The organism is uncultured Chitinophaga sp. (assembly GCF_937874145.1).
GTDB lineage: Bacteria > Bacteroidota > Bacteroidia > Chitinophagales > Chitinophagaceae > Chitinophaga.
On the sequence record NZ_CALNBI010000173.1, the window covers coordinates 1 to 20,212 of the forward strand.

Annotated in this window: 16 protein-coding genes and 1 pseudogene; 8 read left to right on the forward strand and 9 right to left on the reverse strand. The window is 55.5% G+C overall.

Annotation, left to right across the window (positions count from 1 at the left end):
* Positions 1 to 524 (reverse strand): annotated as a pseudogene (locus Q0510_RS08180) (hypothetical protein); the annotation flags it as partial.
* Between the two features lie 327 nt (positions 525 to 851).
* On the opposite strand from Q0510_RS08180, the gene Q0510_RS08185 reads away from it, so the two are divergent.
* Entirely contained in the window at positions 852 to 3,359 is a 2,508-nt protein-coding gene (locus tag Q0510_RS08185; RefSeq protein ID WP_298709943.1) for a hypothetical protein, read from the forward strand.
* A 2-nt stretch (positions 3,360 to 3,361) separates the two neighbouring features.
* Here the strand turns inward: Q0510_RS08185 and Q0510_RS08190 are convergent, their stop codons facing one another.
* A complete protein-coding gene (locus Q0510_RS08190) occupies positions 3,362 to 3,583 on the reverse strand; it encodes a hypothetical protein (protein WP_298709945.1) in 222 nt (73 codons plus the stop codon).
* A gap of 331 nt (positions 3,584 to 3,914) precedes the next feature.
* Between Q0510_RS08190 and leuC the strand changes: the two genes are divergently transcribed.
* Genes leuC through leuB form a run of 4 tightly spaced genes read left to right on the forward strand, consistent with a single transcriptional unit; the run spans position 3,915 to position 8,563 of the window.
* Positions 3,915 to 5,321, forward strand: coding sequence for a 3-isopropylmalate dehydratase large subunit (gene leuC / locus Q0510_RS08195; RefSeq protein ID WP_298709947.1), 1,407 nt, complete (start codon positions 3,915 to 3,917; stop codon positions 5,319 to 5,321).
* Between the two features lie 27 nt (positions 5,322 to 5,348).
* Positions 5,349 to 5,945, forward strand: coding sequence for a 3-isopropylmalate dehydratase small subunit (leuD, locus tag Q0510_RS08200; protein WP_298709949.1), 597 nt, complete (start codon positions 5,349 to 5,351; stop codon positions 5,943 to 5,945).
* A gap of 29 nt (positions 5,946 to 5,974) precedes the next feature.
* Positions 5,975 to 7,471, forward strand: a complete 1,497-nt coding sequence (locus Q0510_RS08205; RefSeq protein ID WP_298709950.1) for an alpha-isopropylmalate synthase regulatory domain-containing protein — start codon at positions 5,975 to 5,977, stop codon at positions 7,469 to 7,471.
* A gap of 18 nt (positions 7,472 to 7,489) precedes the next feature.
* Entirely contained in the window at positions 7,490 to 8,563 is a 1,074-nt protein-coding gene (gene leuB, locus Q0510_RS08210; RefSeq protein ID WP_298709951.1) for a 3-isopropylmalate dehydrogenase, read from the forward strand.
* 62 nt (positions 8,564 to 8,625) lie between these two features.
* Here leuB and Q0510_RS08215 read toward each other — a convergent pair whose 3' ends face one another.
* From Q0510_RS08215 to Q0510_RS08235, 5 genes are all read right to left on the reverse strand, one after another.
* Positions 8,626 to 10,515 (reverse strand): HAMP domain-containing sensor histidine kinase, encoded by a 1,890-nt coding sequence (locus Q0510_RS08215; RefSeq protein WP_298709952.1) that lies wholly within the window; start codon positions 10,513 to 10,515, stop codon positions 8,626 to 8,628.
* A gap of 293 nt (positions 10,516 to 10,808) precedes the next feature.
* Positions 10,809 to 11,609, reverse strand: a complete 801-nt coding sequence (locus tag Q0510_RS08220; RefSeq protein WP_298709954.1) for an endonuclease/exonuclease/phosphatase family protein — start codon at positions 11,607 to 11,609, stop codon at positions 10,809 to 10,811.
* 30 nt (positions 11,610 to 11,639) lie between these two features.
* On the reverse strand, positions 11,640 to 13,298 hold the full coding sequence (locus Q0510_RS08225) for a RagB/SusD family nutrient uptake outer membrane protein (protein ID WP_298709956.1): 1,659 nt from the start codon (positions 13,296 to 13,298) through the stop codon (positions 11,640 to 11,642).
* A gap of 2 nt (positions 13,299 to 13,300) precedes the next feature.
* Positions 13,301 to 16,657, reverse strand: coding sequence for a TonB-dependent receptor (locus Q0510_RS08230; protein WP_298709958.1), 3,357 nt, complete (start codon positions 16,655 to 16,657; stop codon positions 13,301 to 13,303).
* A gap of 52 nt (positions 16,658 to 16,709) precedes the next feature.
* Positions 16,710 to 17,849, reverse strand: coding sequence for a FecR family protein (locus Q0510_RS08235; RefSeq protein WP_298709960.1), 1,140 nt, complete (start codon positions 17,847 to 17,849; stop codon positions 16,710 to 16,712).
* Positions 17,850 to 18,022: 173 nt separating this feature from the next.
* Here Q0510_RS08235 and Q0510_RS08240 point away from each other — a divergent pair, with 173 nt between their 5' ends.
* Both Q0510_RS08240 and Q0510_RS08245 read left to right on the forward strand, forming a co-directional pair.
* Entirely contained in the window at positions 18,023 to 18,613 is a 591-nt protein-coding gene (locus tag Q0510_RS08240) for a sigma-70 family RNA polymerase sigma factor (RefSeq protein ID WP_298709962.1), read from the forward strand.
* 46 nt (positions 18,614 to 18,659) lie between these two features.
* Positions 18,660 to 18,977: an antibiotic biosynthesis monooxygenase gene (locus Q0510_RS08245; RefSeq protein ID WP_298709964.1), complete on the forward strand. Its 318-nt coding sequence runs from the start codon at positions 18,660 to 18,662 to the stop codon at positions 18,975 to 18,977.
* A gap of 5 nt (positions 18,978 to 18,982) precedes the next feature.
* Here Q0510_RS08245 and Q0510_RS08250 read toward each other — a convergent pair whose 3' ends face one another.
* Complete coding sequence (locus Q0510_RS08250) at positions 18,983 to 19,138, reverse strand: hypothetical protein (RefSeq protein ID WP_298709966.1); 156 nt, start codon at positions 19,136 to 19,138, stop codon at positions 18,983 to 18,985.
* Between the two features lie 19 nt (positions 19,139 to 19,157).
* Between Q0510_RS08250 and Q0510_RS08255 the strand changes: the two genes are divergently transcribed.
* Positions 19,158 to 19,640, forward strand: a complete 483-nt coding sequence (locus Q0510_RS08255; protein WP_298709968.1) for a VOC family protein — start codon at positions 19,158 to 19,160, stop codon at positions 19,638 to 19,640.
* Positions 19,641 to 19,647: 7 nt separating this feature from the next.
* On the opposite strand, the gene Q0510_RS08260 is transcribed toward Q0510_RS08255, so the two are convergent.
* Positions 19,648 to 20,133, reverse strand: coding sequence for a MarR family transcriptional regulator (locus Q0510_RS08260; RefSeq protein ID WP_298709969.1), 486 nt, complete (start codon positions 20,131 to 20,133; stop codon positions 19,648 to 19,650).
* Positions 20,134 to 20,212 lie beyond the last annotated feature (79 nt).

The following is a 20,212-nucleotide window of genomic DNA, read 5'->3' on the forward strand; positions in this document are numbered from 1 at the left end:
CCGCGGATGCGGTTGCCGGGAAGGAACTCCCAGGACGAGGGGCCCTGGTTATACACATCGAGCAGCAACGACTTGGTTTTGCCTTCCGGGAACGTAAACCGGAAAATTCCTGTCTTCTTTCCCGCCGTAAATTCTACTTTTATCTCCTCATCGACCAGGTAAGTGGAATAATACCAGGGACGGTTCACTTCCAGCTCATGATCCCAGGTTTGCCTGGCCCGCCAACGCTCCGGTGTCACCGGGAAAGTGCTGGGCTTGATGGCGAACACCTGGCCGAGGCGGTGGGAAACCACGTTGAGCGGGAAGCTGGAAATCTGGTCGTCCAGGAAATCTTTTCTCTGCGGCGTAAACCGGATCATCTGGTTGGGCAGCTGCACGGTAGGCCGCGTCGGTTCCAGCAAGGCCCCTACCGATCCGATCGTGGGATCTACGCTCTTCAGATACGCCGGTTCGTTGGATACCTGTGCATGGCATGCCGGCATCAACAGGCTGCCCGCCAGGAGGATTTGCATCGTTTTTTTCATATCCGTTCGTGGAATTATTGAATGTTGATGCAAGTAACCCGCAACCCACTAACAAACCCATTAACGAAACCACTAACCGCGAAATTAATTTTCAAATTTTTTACAACATATTGATTTATTGCCATTAACCAATATATTAATTTTATCAATTCTTCACTATTTCTGTTGATTTATCCCCTTTCGCGCATTACTTTTCCGGAAATCACGGCGCGTATCTGCGTTTATTCCCCAATTTTTTGTTCCTTTAGAACGGATCAGATTAGTTAGGAACGATAAGTGTAAAATAGACGTCCACGTGTTCATTTCAACCAAGACTTCGCGCCTCCCATGAGGAAGTATATATATTGTATCATTGCCTGTTTGTGCCAGGGGTTTGCTGTGATGGGCCAGTCGCACGGATTGGAATTTTCCAGTCATGAAGTGGTGCCTGAGCACCGCACCGCGCTCGACCTCACGCCCGGCTCGCCGTATTGCCTGAAAGACGGGCAAACGGAGATTGCATTCCAGCTGGCCTTCCGTCCTCATCTCGAAACGTATTTCGGTTATATTTTAAGGATGCTGACGGATGACCGTCAGAATATCGACCTGGTGTACAACCAGCGGACGATGACCATTCATTTCGTGATCGGCGAAACCATAACTGGCAGCGCCCCGCTCGACAGCTCGTTACTGACCGGCCAGTGGCTCCGGCTGCGGGTGGAGCTGGATGCGGGGAAGCAGACGGCATCATTTTATTGTAACGACAAACCGGCGGGCAGCGGGAAGATGCCGTTTAAGAAGGGTTCCTGCGCGCGGATTTTCTTCGGGGCCATCAAGCACGAAGGTTTCCAGACGCTGGATGTGCCGCCCATGCGCCTGCGGGACGTCCGCCTGCTGGAAAACGGCGCCGTTTCCCGCTTCTATCCCCTGAACGAATCCGGCGGCCAGGAAGCCCGCGACGAAGCGAAGGGCACACCGGCCAGGGCCACCAATCCCGTCTGGATCAAGCCCCGCCACCAGCAATGGCAGAACCGCCTCACCCTCGAAACCACCGGCACGCCCAGCGTAGCTTATAATGAAAAGGAGGATTTGCTGTATGTTGTTACCGACGATACGCTGTTCACTTACTCGTTCCGCAACGGCGCTTTACGGGCCGATCCCGCCAGCCGTGGCAACCGCATCCTCCCGGCGGGCAACCAGTCGGTGTACGATCCCCATCTCCACCGCATCCTCAATTTTTATATCGACGAAAAGAAAGTGGCCACCCTCACGCCAGGCGGCGACCGCTGGTCCAATACGTTCTACGCCACGCTGCTCACGGAATGGTGGCAGGCGAATAAGTTCTATTCCCCGGCCGACAGCAGCCTGTATATCATCGGCGGCTACGGCCAGCTGCATTATAAGAACACGGTCCAGCGTTACCGTTTCCGCGACAACCGCTGGGATTCCGTTCCTGCTACCGGCGACGCCTTCTCCCCGCGCTACCTTGCCGGCCTGGGGCTCAATGCCGCGGGCGATACGGCTTTTATCATTGGCGGGTACGGCAGCAACACGGGCGACCAGGCGGTAAATCCCCGCTTCACGTATGACATGATGGCTTATAGCGTAGAGACCGGCACTTTCAAACACTTGTACACGCTTCCCCAGCCCGAGCACCATTTTTGTTTCGCCAACAGTCTCATTATTGATTCGGCGAGCCGGGAGTATTATGGATTGATTTACCCGACAGACAGGTTCCAGTCGAGCCTCCAGCTGGTGCGGGGCTCATTGTCGGAGCCGGAGTTCCGGCTGATGGGGGATTCGTTGCCATACCAGTTTTACGACATCGGGTCGTTTGCGGATTTGTATTACAGTCCGCTGAGCCGCCAGCTGATCGCGGTAACGATATATAATAATAAGGACAGTGTTTCCGGCGTGCGCGCGTGGTCGCTGGATTTTCCCCCGAATGCCCTGCAGCCGGCGGCGCCTGTGCGGAAATCTGACCGGCGTTTATGGTTGCTGCTCCTTCCCCTGGCGATCGTTTTGTTTTGGTTGTTGAGGAAGAAAAAGAAAACTATACGACCGGAGGAACCGAGAGACGCTCCGCACCAGGAGGTTCTACAGGAACCGGTGCTGCGTTTGCCGGAGAAGTCGGCGGTGTTTCTCTTCGGGCAGTTTGAGGCGTTTGACCGGGAAGGGAACGATATCACGAAGCAGTTTACGCCTTTGCTGAAGGAATTGTTCCTGCTGCTGGTCGTGCATTCGATGAAGGACGGCAAGGGGATTTCATCGGAATCGCTGTACGAAACGCTCTGGAGCGACAAATCACCGAAAGATGCGAAGAACAATTTTTCCGTGAACATGGTGAAGCTGAAGGGCGTGCTGGAGAAGATCGGCGTGTTCCATGCCGGCAAGGAACCCGGGCGGTGGAAGCTGGAGATTTTGGAAGATTCGGCATATATCGATTACGCGGCTTTTGTGAAGCTGACGCAGCGCCCTGCAGGCGGGGCGCCGGATAAGCAGCTGGTGGTGGCTTTGCTGGAGATCGTGCAGCGCGGGGCTTTCCTGCGGACCACGCATTACGAGTGGCTCGACGACGTGAAATTCCAGATCGCGGGTACGGTGAGTGATGTATTGTTGCGGTATATGTCTTCGGCTGACAAGCACGCCGAGGCGGATTTCATCCTCCGGGCGGCGAATGCGATATTCCTGTTCGACCACCTGAACGAGGAGGCGCTGGCGTACAAATGCAGGAGCCTGAACCAACTGGGGAGGCATAGCCTTGCGCGCGACGCGTACGAGAAATTTGCGAAAGAGTATAAGGAAAGCTACGGGCAGGAATACGGGACGCCGTTTGTAGAGGTGTTACAGCATTGATGTTACAGTATAATTTCAAAAACGATTATCAACGCACATACGAGGGCAAATATCAGGAAGAACATCGTAAGCAGGCCAATCCATCCGTTCAGATACCAGTTTCCCTTCAATACTTCCTGGAATGGCCTGCGGCGGCCGGTGATGATCCAGCGGACGAAGGCGCCGGGGTATTTGAAGAGGTACACGAAAAAACCTTCCAGGATGATTGTCAAAATTGTTCCCATAACCATTAAAATTGACGGTGGTTGTTTTCTAAAATACAACATTTCACAGCGTCGCACACCGGTAATTTCATCATGATAACCCGCATACAGGGAAAAACATAGCAATCGACTGATATGCAGTCCACATCTGTCCCCCAGTTTCCGGCAACAGTTTAATGACAATTCCCCAGCCATAACGATCCGTCTGGATTCGGGAAAAACCTTGCTTCTCCCCGCTCCTCTTTCACCCAATTGTCAAATCCCCGCCGCAATTAGACCATCCACAGAAAAAATCGAGAAAATGTAAATATTTTTTAACAATTTTACAGTTACATTACATAAATCGTAAAAAATGAGCCAACAACCCGCTACATTATTTGACAAAGTATGGGATGCGCATGTAGTCCGGAAAATTGAAGACGGGCCGGATGTGTTTTTCATCGACCGGCATTTTATCCACGAAGTGACCAGCCCCGTGGCTTTCCTTGGGCTCGAAAACCGCAGGTTGCAGGTGATGTTCCCGAACAAAACCTTCGCCACGGCGGACCACAACACTCCAACCATTAACCAGCACCTGCCGGTGTCGGACCCCTTGTCCGCCAACCAGCTCAAAGCACTGGAAACCAATTCCGCCAAATACGGCATCTCCCACTGGGGCCTCGGCAACCCGAAAAACGGCATCGTGCACGTAGTTGGGCCCGAAAACGGGATCACCCTCCCGGGGATGACCATCGTTTGCGGCGACTCCCATACCTCCACCCACGGAGCGTTCGGCGCCATCGCATTCGGCATCGGCACCTCCGAAGTGGAAATGGTGCTCTCTTCCCAGTGCATCATGCAGCCCAAACCGAAGAAAATGCTCATCAACGTGAATGGCAAGCTCGGTAAAGGCGTAACTCCTAAAGACGTTGTTCTCTATATCATCGCCCAGCTCACTGCTGCAGGCGCTACCGGTTATTTCATCGAATACGCCGGCGAAGTGTTCCGCGAAATGAGCATGGAAGGCCGCATGACGGTTTGTAATATGTCCATCGAAATGGGCGCCCGCGGCGGCATGATCGCGCCGGACGAAACTACCTTCGCCTATATCAAGGGCCGTGAGAAAGCTCCGCAGGGAGAAGCGTGGGACAAGGCCCTCGCATACTGGAAAACGCTGAAAACCGACGAAGGCGCTGCATTCGATATCGTGTACGATTACGCAGCGGTCGACATCGAGCCGCAGATCACGTACGGCACCAATCCCGGTATGGGCATGGGTATTTCCCAGCGCATCCCCACCGCGGCTGCCGCCGGCGGCAGCAAAGCCAGCTACGAGAAATCCCTCGATTACATGGGCTTCCATGAAAACGACGCGATGCTCGGCAAGAAGATCGATTACGTATTCATCGGCTCCTGCACCAACGGCCGAATCGAGGATTTCCGCGCGTTCGCTTCCATCGTGAAAGGGCGCAAGAAAGCCGATCATGTAACCGCCTGGATCGTACCCGGTTCCCACATCGTGGAAGCGCAGATCCGTGAAGAAGGCATTTACGACATCCTGACCGAAGCCGGCTTCCAGCTGCGCCAGCCCGGATGCTCCGCCTGCCTGGCCATGAACGACGATAAGATCCCGGCCGGCAAATACGCCGTGAGCACCAGCAACCGCAACTTCGAAGGCCGCCAGGGCCCCGGAGCCCGCACGCTGCTCGCCTCCCCGCTCGTGGCCGCCGCAGCGGCAGTTACCGGCGTGGTGACCGACCCGAGAGACCTCATCGCTTAATCTTCCAAACACAGAGACAAACCAACAATGGCATACGATAAATTCACCGTACTCACCAGCACCGCAGTACCCCTGCCCATCGAGAACGTAGACACCGACCAGATCATCCCCGCGCGATTCCTCAAAGCCACCGAGCGCAAGGGGTTCGGCGATAACCTGTTCCGCGACTGGCGGTATAACAACGACGATTCCCCCAAGCAGGATTTCGTTCTCAACAACCCGATCTATTCCGGCAAGATCCTCGTAGCCGGCAAGAACTTCGGCAGCGGCAGCTCCCGCGAGCACGCGGCCTGGGCCATCTACGACTACGGTTTCCGTTGCGTGGTGTCCAGCTTCTTCGCCGACATCTTCAAAAACAACTCGCTCAACATCGGCATCCTCCCCGTTCAGGTGAGCCCCGGGTTCCTGGATAAGATCTTCCTCGCCGTAGAAGCCGATCCCAAAGCCGAAATCACCGTAGACCTGGGCAATCAGTCCATCACCATCGCCGCCACCGGCGAAAGTGAGTCCTTCGCCATCAACAGCTACAAAAAGCACAACCTGATGAACGGTTACGATGATATCGATTATTTACAGGCGATGAAGGAAGACATCCAGACATTTGCCGCCAAAAGCATATACTGATAATGCCCGCCCAGCGACATCTAGAGATCATGGACACCACGCTTCGCGACGGTGAGCAAACGAGCGGCGTTTCATTTTCCCCTTCGGAAAAACTGACCATCGCCCAGCTGCTGCTCACGGAAGTGAAGGCGGACCGCATCGAAGTGGCTTCCGCACGCGTGTCGGACGGAGAAATGGCCGCCGTGAAAGCCATTACCAAATGGGCGAAAGCCAACGATCTGCTCGAACGCGTGGAAGTGCTCACCTTCGTAGACGGCGACGTGTCGATCCAATGGATGCAGCAAACCGGCGCGAAGGTGATGAACCTCCTCACCAAAGGTTCCCTTAACCACCTCACGCATCAGCTTAAAAAGAAACCCGAACAGCATTTCGCAGATATCGCCGACGTGATCGCAAGGGCCCGGAAAAAAGGCCTCACCGTGAATGTGTACCTCGAAGACTGGAGCAACGGCATGCGCCATTCCCGCGATTACGTGTTCCAGTACCTGGATTTCATCGCCACGCAGCCCGTAAAACGCGTGATGCTGCCCGACACACTGGGCATCCTCACCCCTGCCGAGTCTTACGAGTTTCTCGCCGACATCGTGCAGCGCTACCCGAAACTGCATTTCGACTTCCATGCCCATAATGATTACGATCTGGGTACGGCCAATGTATTGGAAGGCGTGCGCGCGGGCGTGCAGGGCATCCACCTCACCATCAACGGCATGGGCGAAAGGGCCGGCAACGCCCCGCTCGCCAGCGCCATCGCCACGCTCAACGATTTCATGCCCGGGGTAAAGACCAACGTGGCGGAAAAATCGCTGTACAGTGTTAGCAAGCTCGTGGAAACCTTTTCGGGCATCCGCGTTCCGGCCAACAAACCGGTGGTGGGCGAAAACGTGTTCACGCAAACGGCCGGTATCCATGCCGACGGCGACAAGAAAAACAAACTCTATTTCAGCGACCTCATGCCCGAACGCTTCGGCCGCCAGCGCAAATACGCACTGGGCAAAACGAGCGGGAAGGCCAATATCGAGAACAACCTCCAGCAGCTGGGCATCCGGCTGTCGGAAGCCGATCTCCGGAAAGTGACGCAGAAAATCATCGAGCTGGGCGACAAGAAGGAAATGGTGACGCAGGCAGATCTGCCTTACATCATTTCCGACATCCTCGACAGCAACACCATCGAACAGAAGGTGCAGATCGAAGATTACGTGCTCACCCACGCCAAGCACCTCAAACCCTCCGCCACCATACGCATCAACGTGCAGGGCGAGCAGTTCGAGGAACATGCGCAGGGCGACGGGCAGTACGACGCTTTCATGAACGCCCTGAAAAAAGTCTATAAAAAACGGAAAGAAGAGCTGCCGCAGCTCACCGATTATACCGTGCGCATCCCGCCCGGCGGCAAAACGGACGCGCTCTGCGAAACCGTGATCACCTGGCGCCTGCCCAACCAGCGCGAATTCAAAACGCGCGGGCTCGACAGCGACCAGACCGTTTCGGCGATCAAAGCGACGCAAAAAATGCTGAACTTACTGTAAAAGAATAATCACTACCGAATGGCAACAAAGCATATATTAATCGTTCCCGGCGACGGGATCGGGCAGGAAGTAACTGCCGAAGGCAAGAAAGTACTGGACAGGATCGCCGCGAAGTTCGGCCATACATTCACTTACGACGACGCACTCGTAGGCCACGCCGCCATCGAGGCCACCGGCGACCCGCTGCCGGCCGTTACCCTCGAAAAGATGCACAAGGCCGACGCCGTGCTTTTCGGCGCCGTGGGGCATCCCAAATACGACAACGATCCCTCTGCGAAGGTCCGCCCGGAACAGGGTTTGCTCAAAATGCGCAAGGAACTGGGCCTGTACGCCAACCTGCGCCCCATCAAACTGTTCGACGAGCTGCTGGAAGCCTCCAGCATCAAGCCGGAGATCCTCCGGGGCGCGGATATCCTTTTCTTCCGCGAGCTCACCGGCGACATCTACTTCGGGGAGAAAGGCCGTAAAAACAATGGCGACACCGCTTTCGACATCGCCGAATACAGCCGCTTCGAAGTGGAGCGCATCGCCCGCAAGGCTTTCGAAGCCGCGCGTACCCGCCGTAAAAAACTGTGCTCCGTAGATAAAGCCAACGTGATCGAAACATCCCGCCTCTGGCGCGAAGTGATCCAGAAAATCGCACCCGAATACCCTGATGTGGAAGTGGAACACCAGTTCGTGGACGCCACCGCCATGCTGCTCATCAAAGATCCCAAGCGCTTCGACGTGGTGGTGACCGCCAACCTGTTCGGCGACATCCTGACCGACGAGGCATCGCAGATCGCGGGCTCCATGGGCATGCTGGCCTCCGCCTCCATCGGCGACGGCACCGGCGTATACGAACCCATCCACGGCTCCGCGCACGACATCACCGGCAAAGGCGTAGCCAACCCGCTCGCTTCCATCCTTTCGGCCGCCCTCCTGCTCGATATTTCCTTCGGCATGAAAGCGGAATCCGAAGCCGTGATCGAAGCGGTGGATAAAGTGCTGAAAGCAGGCTTCCGCACCGGCGATATCGCCGATGCCAAAACGCCCAAAGACAAGATCCTGGGCACCGCCGCCATGGGCGACCAGGTGCTGGCGCAACTCTGATAAAGATTTTCGGAAAAATAACCATCCCGCGGGAAGCTCCGGCTGCCTGCGGGATTTTTCGTTTATGCCATCACCGTTTTACCGGCCTGAACATTGCGCGGCAGCGCGAAATAAAACGTAGTTCCCACACCCGGCTCGCTTTCCGCCCAGATGCGGCCGTTCATGCGTTCGAGCATGTCCTGGCTGATGATCATGGCGATCCCCGCGCCTTTCAGCCCGTCTTTGGCCGCCATGCTGCGTTGCTCCGGGTGGAATATCCGGTTGATCTCCGCTGTGCTGAGCTCTTTGCCGTGGTTGGTGACGGCGGTGACCAGGCTGCTGCCTTCCGTGAAGGCGCGCACTACGATGGGTTTGCCTTTGGCGGCGTATTTGGTGGCGTTGTTGAGGATATTGCGGCAAATGAAGCCGAGCATATTTTTCTCCGCAAACACTTCCTGCCCGCCCACGCTTTCATCGATTTCCAGCCGTACGTTCTTCGCTTCCTGCGCGGGTACGAAGAATCGGTTGGCTTCGCGTATCACTTCTTCCACCCTGAAAGATTCCGTCGTGAACTTCCCGCCTTTGCGCTTGGTGCCGATCCAGGCCAGGAGGCCTTCCAGGAAACGGATGCTCTCTTCAGACGTTTTGGTGAGGCTGCCCATCATGGATTTGAGCTCCTCCGCCGACAGATGGCCGGTCATATTGATCAGCTGGGTGATGCCGAGGATATTGGAGAAGGGGGCGCGGAGGTCATGCGCCATAACGGAGATGAGCATATTATGGAACTGGTCCCAGTCTTCCAGCTCACGGTTGCGCTCCTGCTGGATCCGGGCCATCCTGCGGGTTTGCAGCCGGGAACGGTATACGAAGAACAGCAGCCCGCCCGTGACGAGCGTCAGCAGTATAAGCAGGTAGATCGTTCTTTTCTGGGTGGCCTGCCGCGACTGGGCTTCGCGCAGATTGCGCTCGTTGATGACGTAATCGAGGTAGGTGAATCCGGAAGATTGCAGTTCCACCACCGATTTTTCCGATAGCTGCATCTGCAGCTGTGCGTACTGATAAGCTTTTCCCGTGTCTCCCATTTGTTCGCAGAGCTGCATCAGCTGGGGCAGCAGCAGGCTGGCGGTATAGAAGAATTGCTGGTTTTGTGCGATCGACAATCCTTCCGTCAGGTGCTGCATCGCCACGGCGGTATCGCCGCCGCTTTCCAGGACCATCCGGCCCATATCGCCATGAATGAAAGCCATGAAGCTGAAATTGCCAGAACGTTCGGCGTCAGCCAGCGCGGCGGCCATCATGTCCAAACCTTCCTTTTTGCCGCCGGACAGGAACAGCCGGTTGGCTTCATACTGATGACAGGCATTGAGCATGACTTCATCCTTCCACCTTTCGGCGGTCCTTCGCGCCATAATCAGCATGGAATCGCGCTGCCTTTTGGTGAGCGTGGTGTCCATTTCGAGGAGGTTGAGCAGGACCATGGCACGCACCGTGTCTTTCGGCGCGCGCTGGCTCACCCGGTCGGCTTCGTACAATTTGTCGATGCATTTGGTGTAATTGCCGTCGAATATAAAGTTAATGGCGATGTTATTGAGAAGCAGGGAAACGCGGGTACTGTCTCCCATTTTGCGGTACATTCTAAGGGCATCCGTATTGAAACGGGAAGAAAGGTAATTGTTGCGCGTCATGTAATAGACGCCTTTGCCGGTAAGGGCGCCGGCGATGCCGCGCTCGTATCCGTGGCGTTCGGCGATTTCCTGGGCGAGGTCGGCGTAATAGAGGACACTGTCCCATTGCCGGTAATGGTAATAATCGGCGAGATCAACCAGCGCATCGGTGTAGGCCAGGCTATCGGAGGTAGTGGCGAGGGATCGCTGCAGTTGCCTGATATGTTGTAACTGACCGGCGCTTTTATGAGCGCACACGATCGTCAGCACAAAGCATAGCAAAAAGGCCCGGGTTCGTCGGTAATGCATATGTGTTAGTTTCCATCGGTGAGGGGGCCGTCGTTCATTCGGTTATCCTGTTTCTTCATCAGTTAGGTGCAATCATCGTTCGGGGATATACGACCTCGGGGCCCTGTAGCTACTGTTCACCGCCGTTAAATCAAATCGAATGCCAGTTTTTCATAATCCGCCATGGATGTGTATTTCATCATCTGCTGCCCCTTCTTTACCATACAAATGTAACACTTCAGCTTAAAAACTAAAAAACGGCATCTCCCTTCAGGAAGATGCCGTATGCATACATGGTTTCCGGAAAAACGCGTTTATTTCACAACCCACTCAGCCACAACGGCTAAGTGATCGGAAGGGTAAGGTTCATTGATGACGGTAGTACGCAGGGGCTCCCATCCGCTTTTCTTCACCGCCAGCACAAAATCGATCACGCGTTTAGGATTGTTCACCGGGATCGTATAGCCGCAATCGGTGCACGAAGGCTGGTATTTCTCCATCAGCGTGGCGAAGGCGGTGGTGGAAGGCGTGGTATTGAGGTCGCCGGAGAGCACCAGGGGCAAGGCCAGCGTATCGGCGATGATGTTCAGCGCCTCAACCTGCTCGTCCCGATTGGCAGGAGTACTAACATCCAGGTGCGTGCTGCCGATGGAAAGCTTTTTGCCGTTCCGGAAGGTGATATCCGCGATGGCCACTACCCTGTCTTCCGCCGCAGGGTTGGAAGTTTCCGGGAGGCGGATCGTGCGGGTATTGCGCAGCGGGAATTTCGACAAGATCGCCACGCCGTACTCGCCGCCGTCGTGGTTGATGGATTTCCCGAAATAGACATGCATGCCCGTTTTCTCCGCCAGCAACGCTGCCTGGTCGATGTTGCCCGAGCGCTGGGTGCGAACGTCCACCTCCTGCAGGGCCAGCACATCCGGGTTCTGCGCGCGCACCACGCCGGCGATGGCGTCCACGTCGATGAAGCCGGGTTTGGCCGGTGGGTTGCAATGGTGGATGTTGTAGGTCATCACGCGCAGGGTGTCGCCCAGGGTAGCGGGCTTTGGCCCCGGCGCCGCCTGCGGGTCCTTCGCGCAGGCGGCCATCATAAAGGCAGATAGTAGCAATTTCATGAAAAGCGTCTTTTTAATTTTTTCGAAGGATTATTCCCATCCCGGGTTCTGCGGCAGCAGGTTCGGGTTCCGCTGCGTCTGTAACAGGGGAACCGGGAAGCGGTAATGCTTCGGCTCCACGAACTGCCGGCCGGACATTACAATGATATATCCTTCCGCGTTTGTTTTGAAATTAGCAACATGCGAGGGCACCAGGGCAAGGGATTTCTTCATCCCCAGTACATCCAGCGCCAGTTTGGCGCCTTCCTTCCAGCGAACCATATCATACCAGCGGCCGCCTTCACGCGCCAGCTCGATGCGGCGCTCCCGGCGGATCTCCGTACGCATATCCAGCCCGTTGGCCGCAACATGGGCAAATGTCAGCGGCATCATGCCCACGCGCTCACGTAACTTGTTGATGGAAACATCCAGGTCGCCCTGCGTGAGCTTCCCTTGTTCAAAGCGCGCTTCGGCCCAGGTGAGCAACACTTCCGCATAGCGGAGCACATGAATATCGTTGGCATCACGGGTTACCGCGGCCACTGCGGGAATTTCCACATATTTGGTATAATAGAAACCGGTAATGGTTACGCAACCTTGCTTGTCGGCCAGGAACTTGGGCGCCGTGAAAGTCGTCTGGTCTGTATTGTCAGGATTACCGTCCCTGCGGCCGCCCCACTTGCTGCCCGGCGCCAGGATGGTCATTTTCATGCGGGGGTCGCGGTTCTCGAAGATGTTGCCGTACGTATCTTCCTTATACAGCGGGGATTGCGTGATGGGGAGACCGTCGGAGCAAAGGTACGCGTCCACCAGGGATTTGGTGGGGTTGTAACGGCTCGCCTGGTCCGGCACCTGCGATTCCCGGCTAAGGTTATGCATGCTATTGTCGAGCAGGTTAATTCGGGCGATAATGGTTTCCTTGTTCGCGCCGAGCGCCAGTTTGCCTTTCCAGGTGAAGAAATTGTAATAATCTTCGGCGGGCTTGCCGGTGGAATAAAGCTGGTACACGTTCATGTCCATCACTCTTTTCGCAGCGTCTTCGGCCACCTCGAAACGGTCGTCGTAGATGGCCATGCGGGCTTTCAGCGCCAGCGCGCCGCCCCGGCTGATCCGGCCCAGTTTAGGGCCAGTCATGATGGCAGGCTGCATGAGGCCGGCAGCTTCTTCCAGTTCAGAAAGTATGAAGTCTACCACCTGTTTCTTCGGATTGCGGGGGCCGTAAAGCTCGGTGATGTTCAGCGGCTCCGTGATAAGCGGCAAGTCGCCGAAATACATGACGAGGTTCATGTACATATATGCACGGATCACCTTCGCCTCCCCTACCATCTGGTTAAGGTTGGCCTCCGGCACTCCCTTTGCCCGGGTATAGTTTTTCAGGAATACGTTACAATCGCGTACACCGGAATATTGGGAAACCCATTCGTTGTTTACCGCTGCCAGATCGGTGTCGAAGTTGCCGCTGCTGAAAATCCGGTAAGTGTCGCCCGTGGAGGAGTTGATGGAGTTATCGCCCATCTGGTCCATCGCTACGGTATTCACATTTTTAACGTTCGCATAGAGAGCGTTCAGCGCCAGTTGCAACTGTTCCTCGTTCTGCCAGAACGTTTCGTCGGAGATCGCGTCCTGCGGGGCGCGGTTCAGGAAGTCCTTGCGGCAACCGGTAGCCGTAATAAGCAGGATGGCGGATATGCTAAGAAAAATCCTTTTCATAATTATTTGAAATTGACATTTAAACCAAATACGAACGTTTTCACTTGCGGATAGTAGCCACCCAATGTGAGGGGCGTTTCCGGGTCGTAACCGTAGAAGAAGTCGGTTTTCGTGAGCAGGTTGTCTGCCGAGAAATATAAACGCACTTTTTCCGCACGCACACGCTGCGTCAGGTGCCTGGGCAGAGTATAGCCTACCTGCACGTTTTTGAGGCGGAGGTATGCCGCGTTCTCGAGCCAGAAGGTAGACAGCTGCTGGTTGTAGGAATAACCATATGCCAGGCGGGGATACGTGGCACTGGTATTCTCCGGAGTCCAGCGATCCAGGTGGATTTCCTGCGGATTGGAACTTTCGTTGATGAAAGCGTGGCGCGCCGCCCCGGAGATAAATCCATCAGCCTTGCCCACGCCTTGCAGGAAGAAGCTGAAGTCAATCCCCTTGTACCCAGCATTGCCTTTAAAGCCATAAGTATACCGGGGGATAGCGTTGCCAATCACCTGGCGGTCGTCTGCCGGGGTGATCTTCCCGTCTCCGTTCAGATCTTTATACATCATATCTCCGGGCTCCATGGGGAAGCTTGCGTTGTAAGGGAACAGGGGAACGTTTTTCCCGTTTTCCTGCTTGAAGTCAGACTCCTGTGCGATACGCTCTGCCACATAGCCATAAAAAGCGTCGATCGGGTAACCCACCATGCGAATACGTTCACCGGGGGTGCTGGGCGCGTCGCCAAGACTTACTACCTTATTCTTCACATCGGAAATGTTGAAGCTGGCGCCGTAACTCCAATCACTGATATGGTCCTGCCAGCCTGCCATCAGTTCCCAACCTTTGTTCTGCACCTTACCGGCGTTCTGCGCGGGGTAGGCACTGCGCAAACCGAGTACGTCGGGCAGGGGAACTTTCAGAAGGATGTCGTTGGTATTGTTGATGAAATAATCCGCGGTAACCGTCAGGCGGCTGTTCAGCATCGCCAGATCCAGACCGATATCCTGTTTTACGACAGACTCCCAGGTAAGCAGTTCGTTGGGCACACCCGTCTGCCGGTAACCTACAGTAATCAGATTGCCGATGGGCATGGTAGCTACCGAGTTGATCGAGGACAGGTACGCAAAGTCGTTTCCGACTTTATCGTTACCCTGCGTACCGTACGACGCGCGTACCTTACCGAAATTGATCACGCTTTTCAGCGGTTCGAAGAACGACTCGTTGGAGAACACCCAGCCGGCGGACCCGGAGAAGAACCAGTTCCAGCGAACGGGCCCTGCAAAACGGGTGGAGCCGTCATAACGGAAGTTCCCTTCCAGCAGGTACTTGTCATTATAGGAATAGTTCACCCGTCCGAACGCCGATTGCAAGGCATTCTGACCGGCATCGGAGTTATTCAGCTGGTTAAGCGTGCCCAGGTTGATGGAACCGATCTCCTGCGTAGGCAAATTGGTACGGGTGGCACTGAAGTTACGGCTGATATTCTCTTCCGCAGAGGCCGCGGCCATAGCCTTCAGGTAGTGCCCGCCGTTGAACTTCTTCTCGTATTCGGCCATACCGATGATTGTCTGGAACAAACCATTGTAATCGCGGTTGTCGATTTTATTGGGATTGTTGGACTGGTATATCAGCGAATTGTCGACCGGACTATAGTAGTTAATGGTCTTGGAGAAGATCTCACGGAAGGAGTTGTATTTCACAAGGCCGTATTGCGCGCGCAGCCGGAAATCTTTCGTCACATTCAGGGTAGCCTGCAGGTTGGCGGTGATCTCCTGAGAAGAGAATTTGTTGGTACCGCCATCGGTCGTAATAGCAATGGGGTTCTGCGAACCTCCATGGTAACCCCAGCTGCCGTTGGTGAACCGGACGGGGATCAGCGGGGAGATCTGGTGGGCGGAGTAAAGCGGGCCCGCGTCGAAGTCCACGCCTGCGCTGGAGCCGCTGTTGAGGCGGTCGACATACCCGATATTGGCGTCGAGCTGAAGGATATCGAACACGGTCGTATTCACACGCAGGCGCACGTTGTGGCGCTTGGCGCTGAAGTTGTCGCCTGTTACGAGACCGCCTTGTTTCAGGTAAGAATACGACAGGTAATAGTTGGTGTTATTGGCGCCGCCGGACAGGTTCAGCATATGGCTTTGCTGCGGGGCGCTTTTCTTATAGATTTCGTCGATCCACTTGGTGTTGGCGAAGTAGTTGGGATCGGAACCGTTGCGCGCGGTTTCGATCTGTTCGCTGGTGAACGTGGGGTTCTGGCCGGCATTCACTTTTGCTTCGTTCTGCAGCGTCATGTAATCTACCGAACCGAGGAACGTCGGCAACGCAGTGGGCGTCTGCAGACCGAAATAATTGGCATAAGTCAGCGAAGGTTTGGTATTGCCCTTGCCTTTCTTGGTGGTTACGAGGATCACGCCGTTGGCGCCGCGCACCCCGTAAATGGAGGAAGACGCCGCGTCTTTGAGGACCGTCACCGTTTCGATATCATCGGGATTGAGGATATTGAGGTTTCCGCCGGGGATACCATCCACCACCACGAGCGGATCGGGATCGTTCAGCGTGCCTACACCACGGATGCGGATCTTGGTATTGTTTTCATCGCCACCGCCGGGGATTCCGGTAGAACCCTGAAAAGTCACACCCGGCATTTGCCCTTGCAAAGCCGCCATGGGAGACGTCACCGGGCGGCCGGCGAAATCTTCGGCAGTTACGGTACTCACCGCGCCGGTGAGGTTGGCTTTCTTCTGCGTGCCATAACCTACCACTACAACGGCGTCGAGTGCGGTGGTGGAAGGTTTGAGGTTGAGGGAGAAGGAAGTGCGGCCGTCTGCGGTGAAGACCATGTCTTCATATCCCATCATCTTCACCACCAGCTTGTCGCCTGCGGAAGCCGCGATCTTGAATTCGCCTTTTTCGTCGGTCATCACCGATTTGTCGGTGGTCTGGTTCCAGACGCGCGCGCCGGGCACGGGAGCGCCTTTCTCGTCGGTCACTTTACCGCTGATATCCGATGCCACCAACGCTTTGCGCTGCACCACGATGGTGTTTTGGTTGATGGTGTAGGTCAGCGGCTGGCCGGCGAAGCATTTTTCCAGTACAGCATTGATGTCCGCATCCTTGACGTGCACCGTTACCGGACGCGCATCGGCGAGCATTTCGGTGTTGAACAGGAAATTATATCCTGCCTGCTCCTTGATCTGCCGGAAGATCTCGCGCAGCGAAGCACGGTCTTCCGACAGCGTGATCTTCTGCGCGAATGCGGCTGCGGCCGCCTGGAGGGATAAAAAGAGCACCAGGGCGGCGGTGATACGCATCACCCTGCGTGCTTTCCCGGGAAATAGATTGCCCTTTCCCGCGTGTGAGACGTGAGATTTCATACGTTTACAGATTGTCTTTGTTAAAGCTGGTTGACGGTTGTAATTCTTTATGCTAGTTCGTGACGATAATCGTTTTGTTCTCCACCCTGAATTGGACGGTGCCCGTGAGGGACAGCATGTGCAGCACATCCTGCACGTTTTTGAAGCGGGAAATGGTGCCGGCGAAAGAGAGCGTGGCGCCGGGGTCCCGGAACGTTACGTCTACATCGTACCAGCGGGAAATTTTCCGCATGATGGAAGGGAGTGGCTCGTCGTTGAAGATGAACATCCCGTTTTTCCAGGCCATGGCCTGTTCCAGGTCGGCCTTGCGGACCAGCAGCTGCTGTCTTTCCGTCAGCCTTCCCTCCTGCCCGGGTTGCAGCACTACGGCCTGCTTACCGTTGCTGAGGCGCACCTTGCCTTCGAGGAGCGTTGTTTGAATGGCGGGCTCGTCGGCATAGGCCATCACGTTGAAATGCGTGCCGAGTACGTCCACATCGAGGCCGCGGGCCTTAACGCGGAAGGGCTGCCGCTCGTTGCGGGCCACTTCAAAGTAAGCTTCGCCTTCCAGTTCCACGATGCGTTCGGCGCCGGTAAAGCTGGCGGGGAACCGCAGTTTCGTGGATGCGTTGAGCCAGATGCGGGTGCCGTCGGGCAGGGTGAGGCTGTAATGGCCGCCGCGCGGGATGGCGATCGTATGGAATACGGGCTCGGCCGGCGGTTCCCCGGCTCCGGCGTACACGATCTGGCCGTTGGCGGTCTTTTGCACGGTGGCGCCGCCCTGTTGGGCGATCTGGCCGGCATCAGCGTCTGCCAGGGCGATCTCGCTACCGTCGCCCAGGATCAGCACGGCTTTGTTGGAGGCGGGAGGAATGGCCTGGGCGGCAGTATCTTTGGTAATGGATTGGGAGGCCAGTTGCGGTTGCCCGCCGTTTTCGGGCCTGAGCAGGAAGTAGGCGGCGCCGGCGGCAAGCACGATGGCGGCTGCGGCGGCGATCCGTTTCCAGGGGAAGAGGCGTTTGACTTTTTCTCCGGCCGCGATGGAGGCCGACAAGCGGGTGTAAAGGGATTGCTGCTGCGAGGGGTCATCCCATCCCCCGTCTACCCATTCAAAATCATCGTTATATTGCCGCAACTGTTCCAGCTCCCCGGGCGAACATTCCCCCCGGAGCGATTTTTCGTACAGTGCAACAAATTCGTCTTTCGATAACATACGTGGCCCGCTTTCCTATATAGAGCCATTTATCACATCGCACACACATACTTTTTGAAAAAATTGTAATTTGCCCCTACAGTAACCGTTGCACGCGGGAATCCTCTCATCCATCACCCTCATTCATAATTATTTAACGCGGGCTTTTTTAAATATTGGACCAACTTTGGGGCATGAACACGATTGATGCAAATTCGGCGGATGCCGTTTTGTGGCTGGAGGTGCAGCAGCACGACAGGAGGGCGTACAGGATCTTGTTCGACCGTCATGGCGGCGCGCTTTACCGTTCCGCTTTCCGGCTGTTGCAGGACCGGGAGGCGAGTGAGACCGTGGCCCATGACATTTTCCTTAATTTATGGCTGAAAAGGGAATCCCTGGAGATCCGGGACTTCCGGTCGTATATCATGACCGCCGCACGATATCATGTATACAAAGCCCTCCGCGCCAGGGCCGCTTCTCCGGAAACTGCCGTAGAAACGGAGCAAATGGAGCTCTTCACTTCCGTTACCCACAACGGCGCGGAAGCAAAAATGGCGGAGCAAACCGTCAGGGACCTCATCGGCCAGCACGTCAACGGCCTGCCCAAACGCTGCCGGGAAATTTTCCTCCTCAGCCGGGAGCACCACCTCAGCAACCAGGAAATCGCGGAAAGGCTGAATATTTCCCGCCGGAGCGTAGAAAACCAGATCACTTTCGCCCTGCGCCACCTGCGGATGCACCTGAAAGAGTACAGCCTGGTGGCCGCCATCTTCCTGGAAATATAATTATCGATAATTTTGCATATATTACTTTCAAATTATCATTCAAACAATGATACTGGAAGTTGCCATTCTCGATGTTATTCCGGATAAGACGGAAGCCTTCGAGCAGAATTTCGAGTCCGCCCAGCGGATCCTCAGCCGGATGGAAGGCTATGCCGGGCACCAGTTGCGCCGTTGCATGGAAAAGACCGGCAGATATGTATTACTGGTGAACTGGGAAACGGTGGAGCACCATACCGTCGGTTTCCGCCAGCACCCGTTGTACCAGGAATGGAAATCCCTGCTGCATGCATTCTATGACCCCTTCCCCACGGTGGAACATTACCAGCCGTTGTTCGCCTTCTCCGGCCCCGCGTTTCAACCGTAAACGCATTATTTCTCCACTAAAAACAAACCATTGATGTTGTACACCCACCGCGCGGGTGCGGTGACCTGCGCCAGGAATTTGTCGTTTTCCGCCCATATATTGTCGCGTCTGCACAGGGTATGATCCGTGGGAACGGGGTAAGTTTGCATTATAACGTTCATCACCCAAAAATTACACGATATGCAAAAAATCACGCCCTGCCTCTGGTTTAACTTCAATGCCGACGAGGCCATGGAATATTATCAATCCGTCTTCCCCGATTTCAAAGTCACCCATAAAAGCTTCTACGGCGATTGGGGCGGCCCTAACGCAGGCAAGCTCCTCACCGCGGAATTCGAACTGTTCGGTATGAAGATGATCGCCCTGAACGCGGGACCTCAGTTTCCTTTTACGGAAGCGATCTCGCTGACGATTAATTGCAAGGGACAGGAAGAAGTGGATTATTACTGGAACAAACTGACGGCCGACGGCGGCCAGGAAAGCATGTGCGGCTGGCTGAAAGACAAATTCGGGCTTTCATGGCAGGTAGCGCCGGAAGAACTGACGAAACTGGTGTCCGGCCCGGATAAGGAGAAAGCAGCGAAAGCCGCGCAGGCGATGATGAAACAGAAGAAAATCATCATCAAAGAAATAGAAGATGCGGTAAACGGCGTGCCTGCCTGAGCGGGGGTTAACTTTCCCGCGTGAGCCCTTCGCGGATGCGCTGGTACATGCTTTTATCGTCGAGCGCCTGCTCGAGGTCGCCCAGGATGCGGAGAAGATCGCCGGCTGATTGCTGCAGCCATTTGCGGTTTTCTTCGCGGATGACTTTCAACATGGGCCCGATGCGCTTGTACATGTGCTTCCCGCTGGCGCTGAGGGAGAGCAGTCTTCTGCGCGCGTCGCGCGGGTCCGGGGAAGCTTTCATAAGCCCCTGCCCCAGCATCTGGTCGGCCAGTTGCACCACGGCGGGATGGCTGATCTGGAGCGCCTCCGATATCTCCGTGATGCCCATCGTTTTCTTGCGGCTGAGCAATTCCAGGATCAGGAACCAGCGCGCCTCGAAATCGAGCGCCGATTCCTTGTAAATACGGCTAACATCCTGCGACAAACGTTCCCCCAGCCTTTTCAGCCGGGTAGCCAATGCCAGTTCTTCCAGTTCGTGGACGATATTCATACCTTAAAAATATTCCTTTTTAGGTGTCGCCCCGCACTTTCCTTAAAAATCTCACGTAATCCGCTTCCGAAGCGTGGAT